General features: G+C 64.6%; 14 protein-coding genes. 4 read left to right on the top strand and 10 right to left on the bottom strand.

The annotated features are described in order from the left end of the window. Positions 1–602: 602 nt before the first annotated feature. Positions 603–1,127: a FecR domain-containing protein gene (locus tag IVB13_RS31585; protein ID WP_026232987.1), complete on the top strand. Its 525-nt coding sequence runs from the start codon at positions 603–605 to the stop codon at positions 1,125–1,127. Positions 1,128–1,202: 75 nt separating this feature from the next. After that, positions 1,203–3,092: an adenylate/guanylate cyclase domain-containing protein gene (locus IVB13_RS31580; RefSeq protein WP_085385043.1), complete on the top strand. Its 1,890-nt coding sequence runs from the start codon at positions 1,203–1,205 to the stop codon at positions 3,090–3,092. 25 nt (positions 3,093–3,117) lie between these two features. Here the strand turns inward: IVB13_RS31580 and IVB13_RS31575 are convergent, their stop codons facing one another. From IVB13_RS31575 to IVB13_RS31560, 4 genes are all read right to left on the bottom strand, one after another. Further along, complete coding sequence (locus tag IVB13_RS31575; RefSeq protein WP_085351077.1) at positions 3,118–4,620, bottom strand: glycosyltransferase family 39 protein; 1,503 nt, start codon at positions 4,618–4,620, stop codon at positions 3,118–3,120. Between the two features lie 6 nt (positions 4,621–4,626). Then, positions 4,627–5,760, bottom strand: a complete 1,134-nt coding sequence (locus IVB13_RS31570) for a glycosyltransferase family 2 protein (RefSeq protein WP_026232986.1) — start codon at positions 5,758–5,760, stop codon at positions 4,627–4,629. 259 nt (positions 5,761–6,019) lie between these two features. Then, on the bottom strand, positions 6,020–6,223 hold the full coding sequence (locus tag IVB13_RS31565; RefSeq protein ID WP_026232985.1) for a hypothetical protein: 204 nt from the start codon (positions 6,221–6,223) through the stop codon (positions 6,020–6,022). 89 nt (positions 6,224–6,312) lie between these two features. After that, entirely contained in the window at positions 6,313–6,693 is a 381-nt protein-coding gene (locus IVB13_RS31560) for a hypothetical protein (RefSeq protein WP_026232984.1), read from the bottom strand. A 115-nt stretch (positions 6,694–6,808) separates the two neighbouring features. Here IVB13_RS31560 and IVB13_RS31555 point away from each other — a divergent pair, with 115 nt between their 5' ends. Both IVB13_RS31555 and IVB13_RS31550 read left to right on the top strand, forming a co-directional pair. Continuing rightward, positions 6,809–7,630, top strand: a complete 822-nt coding sequence (locus IVB13_RS31555; protein WP_085385045.1) for a DUF72 domain-containing protein — start codon at positions 6,809–6,811, stop codon at positions 7,628–7,630. Positions 7,631–7,650: 20 nt separating this feature from the next. After that, positions 7,651–8,112, top strand: a complete 462-nt coding sequence (locus IVB13_RS31550) for a DUF488 domain-containing protein (RefSeq protein ID WP_018455600.1) — start codon at positions 7,651–7,653, stop codon at positions 8,110–8,112. A gap of 149 nt (positions 8,113–8,261) precedes the next feature. Here IVB13_RS31550 and IVB13_RS31545 read toward each other — a convergent pair whose 3' ends face one another. The 6 genes from IVB13_RS31545 to IVB13_RS31520 all read right to left on the bottom strand — a co-directional run bounded on the left by IVB13_RS31545 (position 8,262) and on the right by IVB13_RS31520 (position 14,335). Next, positions 8,262–9,176: a PhzF family phenazine biosynthesis protein gene (locus tag IVB13_RS31545; protein WP_247491231.1), complete on the bottom strand. Its 915-nt coding sequence runs from the start codon at positions 9,174–9,176 to the stop codon at positions 8,262–8,264. A gap of 253 nt (positions 9,177–9,429) precedes the next feature. Next, complete coding sequence (locus IVB13_RS31540; protein ID WP_247491229.1) at positions 9,430–10,737, bottom strand: adenylate/guanylate cyclase domain-containing protein; 1,308 nt, start codon at positions 10,735–10,737, stop codon at positions 9,430–9,432. 31 nt (positions 10,738–10,768) lie between these two features. After that, positions 10,769–11,932 carry an ABC transporter permease gene (locus IVB13_RS31535; protein WP_018455596.1) on the bottom strand — a complete coding sequence of 388 codons (1,164 nt, stop codon included), beginning with the start codon at positions 11,930–11,932 and terminating at the stop codon, positions 10,769–10,771. Then, positions 11,929–12,858: an ABC transporter ATP-binding protein gene (locus tag IVB13_RS31530; protein WP_247491226.1), complete on the bottom strand. Its 930-nt coding sequence runs from the start codon at positions 12,856–12,858 to the stop codon at positions 11,929–11,931. The genes IVB13_RS31535 and IVB13_RS31530 overlap by 4 nt, the downstream gene beginning before the upstream one ends. Further along, positions 12,855–13,643 carry an efflux RND transporter periplasmic adaptor subunit gene (locus IVB13_RS31525; protein ID WP_247491224.1) on the bottom strand — a complete coding sequence of 263 codons (789 nt, stop codon included), beginning with the start codon at positions 13,641–13,643 and terminating at the stop codon, positions 12,855–12,857. Before IVB13_RS31525 ends, IVB13_RS31530 begins: the two co-directional genes overlap by 4 nt. Then, positions 13,640–14,335 carry a TetR/AcrR family transcriptional regulator gene (locus IVB13_RS31520; protein WP_085351068.1) on the bottom strand — a complete coding sequence of 232 codons (696 nt, stop codon included), beginning with the start codon at positions 14,333–14,335 and terminating at the stop codon, positions 13,640–13,642. Before IVB13_RS31520 ends, IVB13_RS31525 begins: the two co-directional genes overlap by 4 nt. Positions 14,336–14,387 lie beyond the last annotated feature (52 nt).

Below are 14,387 nucleotides of genomic sequence, written 5' to 3'. Positions count from 1 at the left end.
ACTTTCGTGCCGCGATGCCTTGCGCAGCGATACTCGTACTCATTCGCCTTGCGTCCAGAACGGTGTCACTCGGTCCCCCTTCGAAGCGCCGCTGGTCACGGTCCGGGAACAGCATCTCGCAGAGGGTCGGAGCGTCATTAAGGCCACTTTTAGTTAAATGCGGATTAAGTTCGGGCGGATGTGAGGCAACCCGTTCGGGTGTCCCATTTCGAGAAAAAAGCCCGCAGAACTACGGACTTAAGGGCGTCTGTTAACTATAATTCTCGGCGGGATTGGCGTTGCCGGCGACCGTCTCCGGCCGCATCTCTAAGGCCATCCAACCAAGTCGTTTTCGTGGTGTTCAATACCCGGAAGATAGCGGGGAAGCGTTGCGCGAGGCTGGTGCGCAAGCACCCTCTGCTCCGCAGCCGCAGCGCGGTTGTCAGCAGCTACACCGCGCACGCGAGCAGGTGCCCTGACCGAAAGTTGATCGCACCGCACTGGAAAAGGCCGCAGCGCGAAAATAGCTACGGCAACCGGCACTTTTCAGCAGCCTCTGCGTGTGATACGGTACCGTATCAAGATCGCCTTGAACTGTGCCGAGCACGCAAACGGAGGCTGGCATGAGAGAGTTCGTGCGCGCAGGGTTTTTCGCTCTGGCGGGGTCGTTTCTGTTGATCGGACACGCGATTGCCCAGCCTGCCGCCAATGTGGGCTGCACGGCGACGCCATCTGCTGCCGGTACGCAGACCTGGCGCTGCGACAACGGCATCACGATCGTTGCCGAAAGCGGTGCCAGATTTGAACTTAAGGACGCTAACCGCGACGGACATATAGACTCGGTGGAGTTGAGCAGCAAAGCGCTGCTGGTCGAGGTGCCCAAGAAGCCCGGCGGCAATCCCTTCAAGGTACTGACGCCGCAGGCGATCGCCGCGGTGCGCGGCACGAAATGGGCGGTCGATGTCGCAGAGGCCAAGACCTCCGTCTTCGTGGCTGACGGCCGTGTCGGCGTGAGCCGCAGGAATGGTGGGCGCAGCGTGGTATTAGACCGTGGCCAAGGCGTCGACGTGGAAGCCACAGGCCCGTTGACGGTCAAGACATGGGGCCAGCCGCGCGTCGACGCGTTGATGGCAAGACTTGGTCAGTAAGACTTGGCCAATGGTTCGGGTCACCTGGGCGCGGCGAACAGCATTTGGACGATAGAGAAATTGCAACACGACCACATGAGTAGCCGACGCGTTCAGATCCTGGTGGCACTCGTCCTCACCGCACTGTGGGGCGCGGGCATCTATGCCGGTCACGCCAACGGTCATCTGCGGTTTCTCGATCGCCTCGAGGCGACGCTGACGGATTGGCGGACGCAGGTCCGCGGCGTGCGGGTTCCGCCCGATCTCGTCACCATCGTCGCGATCGACGACACCGTCGTGAAGCGCGGCGGCAGCTATCCGCTGCCGCGCGCCGATCTCGCCCGCGTCGTCGACACCATCGTGCAGTTCAAGCCGAAGGTCGTCGCGATCGACCTGCTGCTGGTCGATCGCAGCGCTGCGATCGGCGACGCTACGCTGGCAAATACGCTGGCTACGGGTCCCATCGTCCTTGCCGCCGCAGCGATCTTCCCGTCCGCCAGCGAGACCGTGGAGACCAGCGGCCAAGGCCCCCTCGCCGCGCTGCCGCAGGCCGAGCGCTTCCTGCTGCCCTTGCCGGCGTTCGCCGATCATGCCGAGGTCGGCGTCGTCAATGTTGCGACCGGACAATCGGGCTCGCCGCTCTCGGTGCCGATGCTGTTCCGGACGAGCGACAAGGTCGAGCTGTCCTTTCCGTTGCGGGTCGCGGCGCGCGCGCTCGACAAGTCGCTGACGATCGCGCCGGACCATCTGATGCTCGGCGACCGCGCGGTGCCCACCGATGCCGACTTCGCGCTACCGATCACCTATTACGGCCCGCGCCGGACCATCCGCACCGTCAGCGCACAGAGCATCTTCGACGGCACGTTAAGTCGCGCGGCGATCGAGAACCGGATCGTCGTGATCGGGGCCTCGGTCGCCGGCGGCGGTGATTTTTACCCAACACCGTTCGATTCTCTAATGCCCGGCGTCGAAGTGGTCTCCACCGCGATCACCCATCTCGTCGCCGGGGACAGCATCGTGCGCGACCGCAAGGTCCACATCGCCGACGCGCTCATCGCGATCCTGCTGCCGGTGCTGCTGGTGGGCCTGCTCGCCTGGCGGCGCAGCGCGCTCGGCATCGTCGCCGCGGCCGCGGTGATGATCGCCTGGGCCGGGTTCAATCTGTTTGCGTTCACGCATGGCGTCTGGTTGAACGCCGCGACCACGCTCGCCGCGGCAGTGCCGCCGGTTGCGGTCTTTGCCGGCGTGCAATTGTGGGCGGGAGGCCGCCGCACGCAATATTTTGCCGCCAAGAGCCGGTCGCTCGCGCAATTCCAGGCGCCGGCCGTGCAGGAGTGGCTGGCGCGGGATCCGAATTTCCTGTCAACACCCGTCCGGCAGGACGCAGCAATGGTCTTCATCGATCTCTCCGGCTTCACGGCGCTGAGCGAGCGGATCGATCCGGGTGAACTCCAGGACATTCTGAAGGCGTTTCACGCGCTGATCGAGAAGACCGCGGTCGATTGCGGCGGCATGATCAGCGGCTTTCTCGGTGACGGCGCCATGATCCTGTTCGGCCTGCCCGGCGCGATGCCCGACGACGCCGCACGCGCGCTGAAATGCGCGATCGACCTGCACCGCGGCGTCGAACGCTGGATCGCGTGGTTGCCGCCCGCGATCAGGGATCAGCTCGGCTTCAAGATCGGCGCGCATTCCGGCCCGATCGTCGCCTCCCGCCTCGGCGAAAGCCATCAGCACATCACGGCGACGGGCGACACCGTCAACGTCGCGAGCCGGTTGATGGAGGTCGCTGCTAAAAACGGCGCGCGTCTCGCGCTCAGCGATACGCTGCTGGATGCGGCCGATTTCCAGGGCGCTCCCCACGGCGTTCTGTCGGGCCCCCTGCTCACGCAGGTCCGCGGCCGCTCCGGCGTCGTGAGCGTCTGGTTCTGGCGCGACCAGGACAGGCCGAACCAGGCCTCGACCAAGGCCGAGATGATCAACTGAACTTTCGTCGTCGTTCCGAGGAGAGCTACCGCGCTTCCGGCGGCGGCGAGCGGTCCAGCACGTCGCCCTTGGCGCCTTCGAGCAGATCGATGCTGTAAGTCTCGATCACGAGCGGGCCGCGCTTGCGCTGCAATTGCGCGACCTGCGTCACCTTGGCGAAGAGATCGTGGACGGCGGGATGGCCGTCAGAGCGCAGCTCGTCGACATAGATCAGCTTGCCCGCAAGCAGCTTTGGATCCGGCTCGGGCATGTTGGCCCAGCGGATGCGCTGGTTTTGCTGCGCCACGCAGCTGCCGCGCGGCAGATAGAAGGCGAGCCAGCCCGTCGTGCCGTAGTCCGGGGCAAGCACGCAGGTCGCGCCGTTGCGAGCTCGCACCGCTTCGATTTCGGCAGCGAGCTCGCGCCAGCCGACGCCGACGCTACGCACGGTCGCATCGCGGCGATAGCCGGACAGCCAGCCGGTATTGGCCTGCACGATCAGCGCGGCAAACATCACGATGCCGGTGGGTGCGGCCCAGCGCAGGCAGAAATCCACCAGGCGACGCTGCCGCGGCTTCCACTGCACCAGATTGGCGGCGGCCGCCGCCGCGATGACGAAAGGCGGGTAGACCGGCGCGAACCAGTTGGCCTCGACGCGGGCATGCAGCGAATGCCAGACGAAATAGGCGACGATGGTCCAGAACATCGTCTCGATCAGCACGCGCGAGGCCAGTGCGCCGGCCCGGCGCCAGGTCAGCGCGTGCAGCCCCATCGCGCCGAGGATGAACACCAGCGGGGTTGCGAACGCGATCTGGGTCGGAATCAGCTCGGCGATGAAGACCGGACGAAAATCCTCGATCCTGGCGCGCCCGAGCTGCTTTGCGAACGAGACCCATTGATGATCGGCATTCCAGAGGATCACCGGCGAGAACAACGCGAGCGCAACGAAACCGCCCAGATACGGCCAGGGCGAGAGAAACCAGTGCCGCAGTTTCGGCACGGCAGCGATCCAGATCAGGATCGCCAGCCCGAAGAACATCGCGGTGTATTTGGACAGGAGCGCCGCACCGACGGCTGCGCCGACCGCGAGCCACCAGATGCCGCGGCCGCTCTCCAGCACCTTGGCGAGAAAGAACAGCACGAAGCTGGAGGCAACCAGAAGCGGCGCATCGGGCGTGACAATCAGCGTGCCGACCGAGGCCAGCAGCGTTACATTGAGCAGGATGGCGCTGGTCGCGGCCACCCGCGCGCCGCCGATCAGGATCGCGGCGGAGCGATAGATCGCGTAGCTCATCGGCAGCGCGAGCAGGATCGAGACTAGGCGGACGCCGAGCTCGGTGTCGCCCGCGATCAGGGTCCCGGCGCGGATGACGTAGGCAACCATCGGCGGGTGGTCGTAATATCCCCCGGCGAGGTTCTGCGACCACATCCAGTAATAGGCTTCGTCGAAGGTGATCGGCGTGAACGCGGCTGCGACGAGCCGCAAGCCGACCAGCGCAAGGATCACCAGCGCCGTATTGCGGACGATCCGCGCGTCAGCCCCGCCCATGGTGAGCTATTTCTTGCGCCAGACGAACAGTCCGGACATCGCGTAGTTCCACACCACGCCCATCAGCGCCCCGGCCGCACCCGCAAGCCACCAGATCGGCTCCTGGTCGTAGACCGAGAAGGCGACGCCGACATTGGCGAGCAGGCCGACGCTGCACACGATGTAGAACGCGATCAGGCCGCGCAGCAGTGCAAAGCCCTTCAGCCGCTGGTCGCGGTAGGTGAGGAAGTTGTTGAGGACGAAATTGCTGGTCATTGCGACGATGGCGCCGGAGGCCTGCGCTTCCGCGAACGGCTCCTTGAACAGCTCGAGCGATATGAACAGGGTGGTGAGATGCACCACGAGGCCGATGCCGCCGACCATCGCGAACAGCAGGAAGCGTAACGAGACAGCATCGTTGGTGAACTTCGCCAGAACGAGGCCGAGAAAATCCAGCGCGACCATGGAATCGAGCTTGCTTTCGCCGTGCTGGCGCTCGCCGAACGTGTAGGGAATTTCGATGGCGCGCAAGGTGCCGTTAGCGCTTGCGACGAGGTCGAGCAGGATCTTGAAGCCGTGCACGGAAAGTTTCGGCGCGAGCTGCTCGAAGCGGTCGCGGCGAACCATGAAGAAGCCGCTCATGGGATCGGCGATCTCGACCCGCAGCGCTTTCCTGGCGAGTTCCGTTGCCAGCGCGCTGGCGCCGGCGCGCTGCTTGTTGAAGCCTTCGCTCTTGTAGCCCTCGATGTAGCGGCTGCCGACCACGAGTTCGGCCTGCCCGCTCGCGAGCAGCGACAGCATCTTCGGCAGTTGCGTCTCGTCGTGCTGGAGGTCGGCGTCGATCACGGCCGCATAGGGCGCGCTGGAGGCCAGGATGCCCTCGATGCAGGCCCCCGACAGGCCGCGGCGGCCGATACGGCGGACACAGCGCACGCGGCTATCGCGCTGGGCCAGCGCGCGCACGACGTCCCAGGTGCCATCAGGCGAATTATCGTCGACGAACACGACCTCCCAGGCGATGCCGGCCAGCACTGTCTCCAACCGCCGGTACAGCACCGTGACATTGTCGCGTTCGTTGAAGGTCGGGACGACGACCGACAATTCGGGCGCCGGCGAAGCCGCCCGTGGGTTATCGGAGCCCGGTCTGATCGCTTGATTCATGACGGCAGCGTATATCCGCCGCGTCCTGTGCTGCCAAGAACTTGCGCCAGCAAGCCGGGGTTTCTCTGGGGAGCGGCCCAAAAAGGGGTCCCAAAATGCCAACGACCCCGGAACGGCGGGCGGCGCGTACATCCGGCGCAGCCTGGGCTATTCCAAGGTCGTTCCAGCGCCGGAGTTTTTCGCTCAACGTCGCCGTTAGAAGCTAAATGGGAACGGCAACGCCGCTTTACAAGGGGCGAAAGAGGCCTTTTTCACGCCCTTATTGGTTCGGGACTTCCTTGATCACCGGCCCTCGCGGCACGGGCGCGGCAGGAGCCGCCGGCGCCGCAGCCCCGGCCGGCTCGGCCTTCGCAGGCTTGGGCGGCTTGCCGTACTGGCCGATCGGCCCAAAGACGACGGCGACCGCAAGCACAATCGCCGCGACGATCGCGCCCAAAATGCCCCCCACCGACTCAGACGACATGGAAACCCATCCCTGTTCCAGATGCGCCCAGTGATACCATGGATGAGCGCGCTGCCGGAAGGGCTTGCCGGACGCACCGGTTCAATGGGCTATTTCTGCGGCGGCTTGTGCTTGACGAAGGCCGTCACGATGTCCTTCTGCGCCGCCTCCACCGCCCTGTTCGCGGTCGCGAGATGGGCGCCGGCATCAATATCCGGATATTGCGCGGTGAGATAATCGAGCAGTGCCACCCGGTAGTATTGTCGCTCCGACGGACAGGCTCCGGCGACGGAGCGGCCAAAATCCTGTTCCGACAGGCCCTGATTGCCGACGCGCGAATATTCCCGCGCCAGGCAATGCCAATAATCGTCGCGGCCCTGCGTGGCGAGCTTCTGCGCACCCTTGGCATCGTCATCGTCGGCCATAACTGAAGATATCATGGCAGCAGATGTCATCATGACGAGCGCCGCTCCCACCATCAGCATCCGCATCTTGTTCTCCTTTTTTCGCAGATCCTATCGCGAGCTTAGACGGGACGTCGCAACTGGCCAATCACAACTGGTTTGATTAGGATGGAGGCCCTCCGCCCGCATCCGAGATCCTCCCGTGGCCAAAGCAAAAACCGCGTCCAAAAAATCCGGCAACATCTTCATCGGCATCGGCGGCTGGACCTTCGAGCCATGGCGCGGGGTGTTCTATCCGGAGAAGCTCACGCAAGCCAAGGAGCTGTCCTACGCCGCCTCGAAGCTGACCTCGATCGAGATCAACGGGACTTATTACGGCTCGCAGAAACCGGAGAGCTTTCGCAAATGGGCGAGCGAGGTGCCTGATGGTTTCGTGTTCTCGGTGAAGGGGCCGCGCTTCGCCACCAACCGGCGCGTGCTGGCCGAGGCCGGGGATTCCATCAAGCGTTTCTATGATTCCGGCGTGCTGGAACTCGGCGATCATCTTGGGCCAGTGCTGTGGCAGTTTGCGCCGACCAAAAAATTCGACGGCGCCGATTTCGGAAAATTCCTCGAGCTGTTGCCGCGCAAGCTCGAGGGACGCGCGCTGCGCCACGTCGTCGAGGTCCGTCACGACAGTTTCTGCACGTCGGATTTCGTCGCGCTGATCCGCGAATTCGAGACGCCCGTCGTGTTCGCCGAGCACGGCAAATATCCGGCGATCGCCGACGTCGCCGGCGATTTCGTCTATGCCCGGCTGCAGAAGGGCAATGACGAGATCAAGACCTGCTATCCGCCGAAGCAGCTCGATGCCTGGGCCAAGCGCTTTCAGGACTGGGCCGAGGGAAGCGAACCCGACGACCTGCCGAAGGTCGACAAGGCTAAGCCGAAGAAGGAGCCGCGCGACGTGTTCGCCTATGTCATCCACGAGGGCAAGGTGCGCGCGCCGGCCGGCGCGATGGAGCTGATCGCGCGGGTGAGTTGACGTGTCGCTAAAGGTGTCTCATGGCAAAGGCAAAAAAGCTCTTCACCATCGGCTATGAGCAGACGCCGCCGAAGGCAGTGCTCGACGAGCTGGAGCAATCCGGCGTCAAGCTCGTCGTCGACGTGCGCGCGGTGACGTCATCGCGCCGGCCCGGCTTTTCCAAGAGGCAGCTCGCCGCAGGCCTCGATGAACGCGGCATCGCCTATGTCCATCTGGCAGCGCTCGGCACGCCCAAGGAAGGCCGCCTCGCCGCCCGCAGCGGGCAATACGATGTACTGGAGAAGGTTTTCTCAAAGCACCTGAAGACGCCGGAGGCCAGGGAGCAGATGGACGAGCTCTCGGCGCTGGTGAAGAAAGCCGGTCCCGTCTGCCTGCTTTGCTACGAGCGCGACCACACCCATTGCCACCGCCAGATGATCGCGGAGATCATCGAGGAGCGCGATGGGGTAACGGTGAAGAATTTGGCGGGACGGCAGGCCTGAACGACTCTCTCCGTCATGGCCGGGCCTGTCCCGGCCATCCACGCCTTGCCACACAGCACGAAGAACGTGGATGCCCGGGCCTTCGCGTCGCCGAAGCGGCTTCGGCCGCGCAGGCGGGACAAGCCCGGGCATGACGATGGAATAGAGAGCTAACCCTCCCCATCAAGCCTCAACGTCCCTTCCATCATCTGCACGCAGCTGCCGCCGACATGGGCGGAGACGATCTTGCCGTCCTGCTTGCGCACGCGCGTCTGCAGGACACTGGGCCGGCCCATGTCAAAGCCCTGGCCGACCGTGAGCCTCAACTCGCCGTCGCGCCTGGGATCGAGATCGGCGAACAGCGCGGCGGCTGCGACGGTTGCGCTGCCGGTCGCGGGATCCTCGGTGAGGCCGCTGGCGCCGCGCATGAACATGCGCGCCTGGCGCTCACATGGCGCCTCCGCTGCGGGCACGTCACGGGTATAAAACCACACCGAGCGGGCGCCATCGCGTGGCAATATCTTGCCATAGACCGCGGCATCCGGCCGGGCCAGCTTCAGCGCCTCGCGCGAATGCAGCTCCATCACGAGAAACGCGTTTCCGACGGTGACGACGTGCGCTGCGTGGTTGTCGGTCTTGATGTCATCCGCGCCGAGCGAGATGCAACTCGCGGCTTCAGCAGGTGACAGTGGCGCATACCGCGCCAGCGGCTGCGGCGCGGTCAGCTCCGTTCTGACCACCCGGCCCTGCTCCCGCACGATCTCGACCGGCACGAGCCCCGCCTTCTCCTCGAACAGCAGGCGCGGTTTCGGCTCCTTCGCCAGCGACCCCAGCACGAAGGCTGTGCCGACATTGGGATGACCGGCAAAGGCGATCTCCAACACCGGCGTGAAGATGCGCACTTCGGCGTCGTTGGCCTTATCGCGCGGCGGCAGTACGAAGGTCGTCTCCGAATAGTTGAACTCGGTCGCGATCGCCTGCATCTGCTGCGTGGAGAGCCCGCCGGCATCCAGCACCACGGCGAGCTGGTTGCCGCCGAAGGCGCGGTCGGTGAACACGTCGACGGTGATGTAGCGGCGCTGCATCTTCGCTTCCTCTTCACGCAAGCGCAGCCGCGGTCGGCTGCATCGCCGGCACTCTACAAGCCGGCGACATCGCCCGTCATGCCCCAAAATAGAGTGCAATCGGAGCAATCGCGGTGACGCGTCGGAAGCCGAGAAGCGGCTTCCACCGTGCAAGTCCCAAAAGCTACCAAGGATATTTCATCACGCGCCTTCAACGACACGCGAGCCGCTTCAACGAAACGCGACTCACAAGTGAAGGCGCAGGCGGCGGCCCTCACCCCAGTTGAAACACCGCTACCTTCTGCTCATAGCCGCGCACCTCGACCTCGCCGAGCGCGACCGCATCGCTGCCGTCCTCGCCCAGCGCCTCGCGGACGGTCGCGGAGATCAGGAGCTGCGAGCCGAACTCCTTGTTCAGCGCCTCCAGCCGGGAGGCGAAGTTCACGGTGTCTCCGATGACAGTGTATTCCTTGCGCCGGGGCGAGCCGATATTGCCGGCGACGACCTCGCCGAAATGGATGCCGATTCCGATTCTGAGCGGCCAGCTCGTCTGCGCGTTGATGCGCTCCATCGCGGTCAGCATCTCGCGGCCCGCGGCGACCGCGCGGTGCGCGGCGTCGGAGGTCTCCAGCGGCGCGCCGAACAGGGCCAGAAAGCCGTCGCCCAAAAACTTGTTCACGATGCCTCCCTCGCGGTCGAGAATGTCGACCAGGACGGCGAAGGCGCCGTCGAGCCGGTCGACCACCTCCTGCGGCGTGCGCGACTGCGCGCCGGCGGTGAAGCCGCGGAAATCGACGAACATCACGGCGACGCGGCGGAGGTCGCCGGCGGCGCTCGTCCCCGCCGCCATCAGCCGCTCCACCACCTGTGGCGACACGTGCTGACCGAACAGGTTGGTTACCCGGTCGCGCGCGGTCGCTGCGGCAATGCTCGCCGCGAACTGGCGGCGGAGCTGCGCACCGACCGCGCCTGCAAGCACGCCGCAGATCAGGATGATGGTGCTTCGCACCGCGTGGAAATAGATCTGCGGCTCGCCGCTCCCGCTGGCGGGATCGAAGATCAGCGCCACAGCGAGCAACTCACCCGCAGCGACGAAGCCGGTGAAGGTGGACAGCCAGAAGTCGAGCCGCAGGGTCGAGAGGATGACGAAAATGAAATAGATCAGCGGCACGACGAAGCCGAGCGCTTGGCTCGCGCCCATGCTGCGGATCTGCAGGATCAGGATGACGGTCGGCAACGAGGTCTCGATCAGCGCGCCGATATAGCGTCGGATCACCGGCAAATCGCGGTCGAGCTTGAGGTTTCGCCTGATCTGGCTGTGGACCCAGACCTCGAACAGGATGAAGCCGGTCAGGAGACCATAGACCTCGGCAAGCCCCTCCGTGCCCCGCCAGACCCGCTGCACCACGGAGGAATTGACGAGGTAGATCGCGGTGAGGAACACGACGATGACGCAGCCCGTCGTGATCAGCGCCCTCACCCGCACGAGCTCGGTGCGCAGCACCTCGCGCGTCAGCTCGCGCTCGAAGTCTTCGGACATCACGGCATGCTGCCGGGCCTTCTTGCTCGCAAAACTGACCATTCCGCCCCCTTGATTCCAGGGGCATCTTGCCTCAATCCAGCGTGCGGCGGAAGCGCGTCACGGCGATGGTCATGGCGAGCAGCATCAGGACCGCCAGCGCCAATGCATCGAAACGCAAATTTTGCATGCTCGCGCCCTTCAGCATGATGGCGCGGACGATGCGCAAATAATGCGTCAGCGGCAGGCACTCACCGACATATTGCGCCCAGGCCGGCATCCCGGCGAATGGGAACATGAAGCCGGACAGCAAGATGCTCGGCAGGAAGAACATCATCGACATCTGCATCGCCTGGAGCTGGTTCTGCACCAGCGTCGAGATCGTGTACCCGATCGCCAGATTGGTCGTGATGAAGAGCGTCGAGAGCAGCGCCAGCAGGAACAGATTGCCGAGCACCGGCACGCCGAACAGGCCGACCCCGATGCCAATAATGAGAAACGCCTGCACGAACCCGACCAGCACGTAGGGAATGATCTTGCCGAACATCACCTCGACCGGCTTGATCGGCATCGACAGCAGGCTCTCCATCGTGCCGCGCTCGACCTCGCGCGTGACCGAGAGCGCGGTGAAGATCAGCATGGTCATGGTCAGGATGGTGCCGACGAGGCCCGGCACGATGTTGAGGCTCGAGGCGGCGGCGGGGTTGTAGCGGGCGTGCGCGCGGATCTCGAACGGCATCTCCGGGGGATCTCCGATGTAGAGATCGTGCTTGAGTGCGGTCTGCACGACCATGCCGAGCGAGCCGATCGCCGCGCTCGCCGCCACTGGATCGGTGGCGTCGGCCGCGACCAGCAGCGCCGGCTTATCGCCGCGCCGCACTGCCCGCTCGAAGCCGCGCGGGATCTCGACGCCGAACAGAACCTTGCCGGATTTCAGGAGATTGTCGAAATCTTCGACGTCGTGGACTTCGTAGAGAAAGCGGAAATAGGCGGTGTTCTCCAGCGCCTTCAGGATCGAGCGCGCGAGATCGGAATCCTCCTGAAGCAGCACCGCGCTCGGCAGATTGTGCGGCGTGGTGTTGATGGCATAGCCGAACAAGAGCAGCTGCATCACAGGCAGCATCACGATCATCGCAAATGACACGCGGTCGCGCTTGAGCTGGATGAACTCCTTGATCAGCATCGCATAGGAGCGCCTCCAGAAGCCGAAGCGCTCCCGGATCGCGTGCTGGGGTTCAGGATGATCGACCGCGCTCATTGGAAATTGTCCTTGGAACGGCTCATCAATTCGATAAACACGTCTTCCAGTGACGGCGATGATTTGTGCCAATGCAGTCCGCTTTTTTCGCGCCACGGCGCGATGCGGGCCTCGAGCGCGGCGACGTCGCGGCCGGAGACGTGCAGCGACGTGCCGAACGGCGCCACCATGTCGATTCCCGGCTTGCCGGTAAGCGCAGCCGTGAGCTCGTTCAGGTCCTCGCCCGTCACGGTGTAGGTCGTCAACGCGGATTTCGCGATCACCTCGTCCACGGTGCCATGCACGAGCAGATGGCCATAGGCGATATAAGCGATCTCGTGACAGCGCTCGGCCTCGTCCATGTAGTGGGTCGAGACCAGCACGGTGAGACCGTCGGCCGCGAGTGCATGAATCTCGTTCCAGAAATCGCGCCGCGCTTTGGGATCGACGCCGGCGGTCGGCTCGTCGAGCAGCAGCAGTTTCGGACTGGGCAATGTGCAGGCACCTAGCGCCAACCGCTGCTTCCAGCCGCCGGAGAGCTCGCCCGCGAGCTGTTCCTCGCGCCCCGCGAGCCCGATCCGCTTGATCATGTCGCGCGCGGCGCCGCGCGCGTCGGCAAGGCCGTAGAGCCGCGCGACGAATTCGAGATTCTCGCGCACCGACAGGTCCTGATACAGGCTGAACCGCTGGGTCATGTAGCCGACCTGGCGCTTGATCTTTTCGGCGTCCTTCAGGATGTCGTAGCCGAGGCAGGTGCCCTCGCCGCTGTCGGGTGTGAGCAGGCCGCAGAGGATGCGGATGGTCGTCGTCTTGCCGGAGCCGTTCGGCCCGAGGAAGCCGTAGATCGAGCCGCGTTTCACCTGCATCGACAGATCGTGCACGACCTCCCGGCCGCCGAACGACTTGGTCAGGCCCTTGACGTCGATCGCGATGCCATTGCCGCTCATCGTTTGTCCGCCACCGGAGTTTTTGGATTGAGATAGACGTCGATCGGCTGTCCGACGCGCAAGGCGTCGGGACGCGAAGGCCGCGCCTGGATCAGATAGACGAGCTTGTTGCGCTCCTCGAGGCTGTAAATGACAGGCGGCGTGTATTCGGCCGAGGTTGCGATGAAATAGATCTTTGCGGTGAGATCGGCGGCGCAATTGTCGCACGCGATCCGCACCGTATCGCCGATCGCAAGCTTCGGCAGCTCGGTCTCCGGCACGAAGAAGCGCAGCTTCATGTTGCCGGGGGGCATGATCGCGAGCACCGGCCGCTGCGCCGCCACCATCTCGCCCTCGCGAAAATAGATCTGCTGGATGGTACCGGCGACCGGCGCAAAGCCCTTGCGCCGCGCCATCCGCGTCTCCGAGGTCGCCACCCGTGCCTCGGCGACGCGCAAGGCGGAGACCGCCGAGTCGAGATTGGCCTGCGTGCCCGAGCCGGTCTTGCTCAGCGAAGCCGCGCGATCGTAGGTTTGCTGCGCATTCGCCAGCGTCGCCTTGTTCTGATTGAGATCGGCAAGCTGGAGATCGTCGTCGACGGAATAGAGGTGATCGCCGACCTTGACCTGATCGCCCTCGCGGACATTGAGCTTCGTCACGCGACCCGCCTCGTCTGGGCTAACGAAGATCATGTCAGCCTCGACCCAGCCCTGGAAGCCGGGATCACGCTTGTCCTTGCAACCGGCAAGCCCGGTCGCGAGGACCGCGATCAATGCGAGTACAGAAATTGCTTGCGACGGCCTCATGTCGTGCTCCGTTCGCCAAAAATCAAATCGAGATGAACGCGCAGCATGTCCTGCGCGTCGAGCGGCGCGTGCCGCGCAAACAGGCTCTGCCAGATCACCGCGATCATCGCGGGTGCGACCAGGATCTGCGGATAGTGCGCCAGGTTCTTCTGGCGGATCTCGCCGCGGGCGATGCCGAGCTCGATCAGGGCGCGCATGGCGGAGATGCCGCGCGAGACGACCTCGCGGTAGTAGAAGTCGGCCACGGAGGGAAACCGCGGCCCCTCGGCCACGATCAGGCGCACGAGATCGCCGCGCCTGGTGCCGATGACCTCCTTCAGGAAGTTACTCGCAAACGCCTCGACCAGATCGCGCACCGAGCCCGCCGGTGGCGGCAATGCCGTCAACCGGGTCACGACAGGCACGATCACCGTCCGGACCAGCTCCTCGAACATCGATTCCTTGTCCTTGAAGTGCAGGTAGATGGTGCCCTTGGCGACACCCGCACGCTTCGCGATGTCGTCGAGCCGCGTCGCGGCAAAGCCCCGCGCGATGAATTCCTCCATCGCGGCATCCACGATCGCCGCGCGCCGCTCCGCCGCGCGCGTGGCACGGCTCGACGCGGGCACCGCGTCCTCGCCAGCGTGTGAATTGGCCTTCGCGTTCGCGCGAGCTGCGGGCGGCGTGGCGGCTTTGGCGGGTTTCCTGGTCATCAATCTGGTATGACTGACCAGTCAGTCATAGTCAAGACAGCGCTGCGGACCC

This window comes from Bradyrhizobium sp. 17 (assembly GCF_023073515.1).
Lineage (GTDB): Bacteria > Pseudomonadota > Alphaproteobacteria > Rhizobiales > Xanthobacteraceae > Bradyrhizobium > Bradyrhizobium canariense_D.
The sequence above is the reverse complement of the archived record's forward strand: the minus strand, read 5'-3'. Positions and strand labels throughout refer to the sequence as shown.

What these genes read in the sequence shown, in the direction of transcription:
- IVB13_RS31585 (WP_026232987.1), top strand. Translation starts at nt 603, where the DNA reads ATGAGAGAGTTCGTGCGCGCAGGGTTTTTCGCTCTGGCGGGGTCGTTT.
- IVB13_RS31580 (WP_085385043.1), top strand. Translation starts at nt 1,203, where the DNA reads ATGAGTAGCCGACGCGTTCAGATCCTGGTGGCACTCGTCCTCACCGCA.
- IVB13_RS31575 (WP_085351077.1), bottom strand. Translation starts at nt 4,620, where the DNA reads ATGGGCGGGGCTGACGCGCGGATCGTCCGCAATACGGCGCTGGTGATC.
- IVB13_RS31570 (WP_026232986.1), bottom strand. Translation starts at nt 5,760, where the DNA reads ATGAATCAAGCGATCAGACCGGGCTCCGATAACCCACGGGCGGCTTCG.
- IVB13_RS31565 (WP_026232985.1), bottom strand. Translation starts at nt 6,223, where the DNA reads ATGTCGTCTGAGTCGGTGGGGGGCATTTTGGGCGCGATCGTCGCGGCG.
- IVB13_RS31560 (WP_026232984.1), bottom strand. Translation starts at nt 6,693, where the DNA reads ATGCGGATGCTGATGGTGGGAGCGGCGCTCGTCATGATGACATCTGCT.
- IVB13_RS31550 (WP_018455600.1), top strand. Translation starts at nt 7,651, where the DNA reads ATGGCAAAGGCAAAAAAGCTCTTCACCATCGGCTATGAGCAGACGCCG.
- IVB13_RS31545 (WP_247491231.1), bottom strand. Translation starts at nt 9,176, where the DNA reads ATGCAGCGCCGCTACATCACCGTCGACGTGTTCACCGACCGCGCCTTC.
- IVB13_RS31540 (WP_247491229.1), bottom strand. Translation starts at nt 10,737, where the DNA reads ATGGTCAGTTTTGCGAGCAAGAAGGCCCGGCAGCATGCCGTGATGTCC.
- IVB13_RS31535 (WP_018455596.1), bottom strand. Translation starts at nt 11,932, where the DNA reads ATGAGCGCGGTCGATCATCCTGAACCCCAGCACGCGATCCGGGAGCGC.
- IVB13_RS31530 (WP_247491226.1), bottom strand. Translation starts at nt 12,858, where the DNA reads ATGAGCGGCAATGGCATCGCGATCGACGTCAAGGGCCTGACCAAGTCG.
- IVB13_RS31525 (WP_247491224.1), bottom strand. Translation starts at nt 13,643, where the DNA reads ATGAGGCCGTCGCAAGCAATTTCTGTACTCGCATTGATCGCGGTCCTC.
- IVB13_RS31520 (WP_085351068.1), bottom strand. Translation starts at nt 14,335, where the DNA reads ATGACCAGGAAACCCGCCAAAGCCGCCACGCCGCCCGCAGCTCGCGCG.